The following is a 464-nucleotide window of genomic DNA, read 5'->3' on the forward strand; positions in this document are numbered from 1 at the left end:
GGAACGGTACGGATTATACAACGAATCAGATAGGAACAAGATTCCCAGGAGCAGACGGTTGTACGGCAGATCAAGTATTGAACTTGACTGTAACGCCAAAACCTGCAGATATAGTAACGAATCAAACCATTTGTTCGGGAGCGACCTTCACCTGGAACGGTACGGATTATACAACGAATCAGACAGGAACAAGATTCCCAGGAGCAGACGGTTGTACGGCAGATCAAGTGTTGAACTTAACTGTAACGCCAAAACCTGCAGATATAGTAACGAATCAAACGATTTGTTCGGGAGCGACCTTCACATGGAACGGTACGGATTATACAACGAATCAGATAGGAACAAGATTCCCAGGAGCAGACGGTTGTACGGCAGATCAAGTGTTGAACTTGACTGTAACGCCAAAACCTGCAGATATAGTAACGAATCAAACCATTTGTTCGGGAGAGACTTACAGATGGAAC

The 464-nt window shown here is 44.8% G+C and carries 1 protein-coding gene; it reads left to right on the top strand.

The window, feature by feature from the left end:
- Positions 1–464, top strand: a 464-nt coding sequence (locus B0E44_RS18675) for a hypothetical protein (RefSeq protein WP_165688742.1), incomplete at both ends; no start/stop codon positions are given.

This window comes from Flavobacterium sp. A45, from assembly GCF_002001005.1.
GTDB lineage: Bacteria > Bacteroidota > Bacteroidia > Flavobacteriales > Flavobacteriaceae > Flavobacterium.